The organism is Methylobacterium sp. WL6 (genome assembly GCF_008040095.1).
GTDB lineage: Bacteria > Pseudomonadota > Alphaproteobacteria > Rhizobiales > Beijerinckiaceae > Methylobacterium.
The window spans coordinates 1-3,378 of record NZ_VRVH01000399.1 but is presented as its reverse complement, the minus strand read 5'-3'; the positions used below and the strand labels follow the sequence as shown (position 1 = coordinate 3,378).

Annotated in this window: 3 protein-coding genes; all 3 read right to left on the bottom strand. The window is 68.4% G+C overall.

The window, feature by feature from the left end:
• Positions 1–182 precede the first annotated feature (182 nt).
• A complete protein-coding gene (locus FV230_RS26250; protein WP_147844473.1) occupies positions 183–1,016 on the bottom strand; it encodes an outer membrane beta-barrel protein in 834 nt (277 codons plus the stop codon).
• A 413-nt stretch (positions 1,017–1,429) separates the two neighbouring features.
• Positions 1,430–2,266 carry an outer membrane beta-barrel protein gene (locus tag FV230_RS26245; protein ID WP_147844472.1) on the bottom strand — a complete coding sequence of 279 codons (837 nt, stop codon included), beginning with the start codon at positions 2,264–2,266 and terminating at the stop codon, positions 1,430–1,432.
• Between the two features lie 198 nt (positions 2,267–2,464).
• The coding region (locus FV230_RS26240) for a porin family protein (RefSeq protein WP_147844471.1) at positions 2,465–3,378 on the bottom strand (914 nt) is incomplete at its 5' end.

The following is a 3,378-nucleotide window of genomic DNA, read 5'->3' as shown; positions in this document are numbered from 1 at the left end:
GCGCGGGGCCGCCTCGGCGTAGCCCGGCCCCTCGGCAGCGGCGGGGTCGGCGGCGAGCGTCGCCAGCAGGCCCGCGAGGGTGACGAGGGGGAGCGAGATCCGAACGGGCATGATGGGTTTCCGACGCGTAGGGAAGCGAGGATCGCCGCGCGATGCGCTGACTCGGTCGGCGAGCTAAGCGCTCAGAACTTCACGCCGAGGGCGCCGCGGACCGTGTTGACGTTCATCTTGTTGTCGCCGAAGGCGCTGAACCATACATACTGGTATTCGGCGCGTAGAAACACGTTCTGTGTGATCGAGACATCGACTCCCGCGCCAAGCGCGCCGCCGAGAGCGAACTTCTCCTTCAAGCTACCGCCACTTTGCACCAGCGTTGCAACGAGGGTGTTCCGCGTCGAATCGGTGTATTGTGCGGTCGCGACGTTGACGGTATCGCCAACGAGAGCTCGACCATACGCAAGTCCGCCTGTCACGAAGGGCAGGAACTGACCGTAGGCATACCCGGCACGAGCCCGGATTGTTCCGTAATCTTCCAAAGTAGCGCGCGCCGCCGTGTGAACGAAGGCATCGTAGAAGTAGTTATCCTTCGTCGTCACGTTGCGGGTGAGGCTGTCCTCCGATCGCGCCTTCTGATTGGCGTTCGTGTAGTCGACCTCTATACCGAAAACGGCATCGTCGATTTGGATGTTGTAGCCGGCAAATCCGCCGAACGAGACGTCGTGCGCACGCCCAGGGCGAAGCGTGTTCCACCGCGAAACATCGAACTCGTTCTGGATCGTGGATGTCCGCAAGATGTGCGCGATGTCGGATTGTCCAGCACTTCCGAAGTTGAAGCTTGTCGTGCTGTACCCGCCGTGCCCGCCGACATACACGCCGCTCCAGTCGATCGCCGTGACCGCGACCGGCGGGTCGTAGTCGGGGCCGCGGAGGAAATCGTAGTCGAGGTCGGCGGCGCGGGCCGTGGTCGGGCCGGCCAGGCTCAGGGCGGCAAGAAGTGCGCGGGAAGTCTTACGCATCGCGGTCGTCCTCGGGGCGGCAACACGACCGCACTACGAAACCTGTTCTCTCTTGATAGGAGAGTAACCTTAATGGCTGGTTTCGATATCGGCCGGCGTGCCGTGCCAATGCGGGGATGCGACGCGAAAACCGGAACGAAGACGGGATTTTACCGCACGCCCGCGCCCGGCGACCGGGCCGAGGCTTCGATCCGCGGATCGCGACGCCACCCCGACCGCCGACGCCCGTGGCTTCGGGCGTCGGCTCGCCCGCCGTGCCGCGGACGAGCGCCCGCATGCGACGGTCGCGAGGTGGGAAATCCGATACCGTCCGGGGGCGGTCACGCCCCCGATCCAGCCATCTCTCCACAGGGCAAGGGGCCGCGCGAGGCCCGCGGCCGCTTCGCGTCCGTCGGCGATCGCCCGGTCGCGGATCAGTTGCCGTAGGCGCTGCCGCCGAGGCCGGCGAGGCTCGGGCCGCTGCCGAAGCCGCCGAGGTCGTAGCGCAGGCCGAGGCGGAACTCGTTGGCGGCGATGTCCTTCAGCCGCGTGCCGGCGTTGTAGGCGTCGAGCCCGCTCTTGGCGTTGCCGAAATCGACGTAGCGATAGGCCGCGTCCAGGCTGAAGCCGCCGCCGATCGCGTAGGAGACGCCGCCGGTCAGCGCCCAGGCGAGCGAGGCGACCGAGCGGTTCGGGCGCGCCACGGCGGTGCGCAGGCCGGTGCCGGGGTTGCCGTCGCAGGCGTCGACCGTGCAGGTGGTCTGGGTGTAGCCCCGCGCCACGCCCATGTCCGAGACGCCGATGCCGGCGCCGACATAGGGCGTCAGCCCCCACCAGGTGCCGAGGTCGGCGTAGACGTTGACGAGGGCGGTGAGCGCGGAGACCTGCGCCGCCTCGACGTTGTAGCCGGTGGCGAAGTTCGAGCGCGAGGAGGCGGCGCCGTAGCGGGCCGGCTCGCGCTGGTCGACGGTCGCGTCGACGCGCAGCCACGGGGTGATCCGGTAGCCGACGCCGCCGCCGTAGCCGGCCGCATCGCTCAGGCGCAGGCCGACGAGCGGCGGCATGCCCGGGTCGTTCGCGTCCGCCCGGGTGTCGTCGTGCGGGCGCGCGTAGGCCGATTCGGTGAAGTCGGCCCGCAGGTACCAGCCGCCGCCGACCGCGACCGGCGGCGCCATCGGCGGGGGCGGGGGCAGCAGGTCGGCGGCCTCGGCCCGGCCGATCCCGAGGAGAAGCAGCGCCGCGGCGGCGAAGCGGCGTTCGAGCGCAGCCATGGGGAAAGTCCTCACGCAAGATCAACGGTTGCATCCCGCAGGACGACTTGACGAGGACCCTAAACCCCAAATCTTGTGAACGGCTTAACCGTATTTCTCGGTCCGTGGCGTGCGTCTCGACCCTGAAACGAAAGAAGACGGCGCGGATCGGATCCGCGCCGTCTTCGATGTCGAGGCCGTGCAGGTTCGGTACGTGTCTCAGTACTTGCGGACGAGCGGGCCCGGGGCCGGCGGATAGTCGGGCACCAGCGGCGGCAGCGGCGCGGCGACGAGGCCGCCGAGCAGGTAGCGCACGCCGATCTTCACGTCGTGGGCCTCGATGTCCTTGATCTTCACGCCGGCTCCGGCCTCGCCGCAGCAGGTGGAGAAGCTGGCGCCGGTCGAGGCGTGGCCGAGGTTCAGGTAGCGGTAGGCGAGCTCGACCTTGAACGCGTCGGTGACGTTGTAGGCGAGACCGGCATGGAGCGCCCAGGCGAAGCTGCCGGTGGTCTTGTCCTTGTACGACTTGGTCGTCGCCTGGCTGTTGTAGACCGGCGTCGCGTTGCCGTTCGCGTCGACCGTGTAGGTCGGGGTGTAGTTGTAGGTCGGCGGGGCACAGGGGCAGCCGCCGTATTGCGGGTTGCCGTAATCGTAGGCGTAGGTCGGGCTGGTGAACTGGCCGTTCGTGCCGTAGCCGGAGACGTGGTTGAAGGCGTAGCCGGCGCCGGCGCCGATGAACGGCGTGATGCCGTACCAGGTGCCGAGATCGAAGTAGGCATTGGCGAGGACGACGGCCGAATCGAAGTGGCCGCTCGACTTGTTGATGCCGTACGAGCCGAGGCCGTTGTCGTAGTCGGGGCCCCTGTAGTACTCGCTGCCGCGCAGGCCGGTGGAGTAGCGGTACTCGCCGGTCACGTCGCCGCGCAGGAACGGGGTGAACTGGTAGCCGACGCCGACCCCGGCGAAGCCGCCGCCGCCGACCTCGTTGCCGTAGGAGCGGTTCGCCTCCGGGTAGCCGGCATAGTCGTAGGACGTGCTGTACTTCGCCCGGTCGTAGACGCTGGCCCCGACGTCGCCGCGCAGGTACCAGCCACCGCCGACCTCGATCGGCGGGGCATAGGGCGGCGGTGGCT

Bases quoted from the DNA above. Each gene is read 5' to 3' on its own strand.
- FV230_RS26250 (WP_147844473.1), bottom strand. From the start codon at position 1,016: ATGCGTAAGACTTCCCGCGCACTTCTTGCCGCCCTGAGCCTGGCCGGC.
- FV230_RS26245 (WP_147844472.1), bottom strand. From the start codon at position 2,266: ATGGCTGCGCTCGAACGCCGCTTCGCCGCCGCGGCGCTGCTTCTCCTC.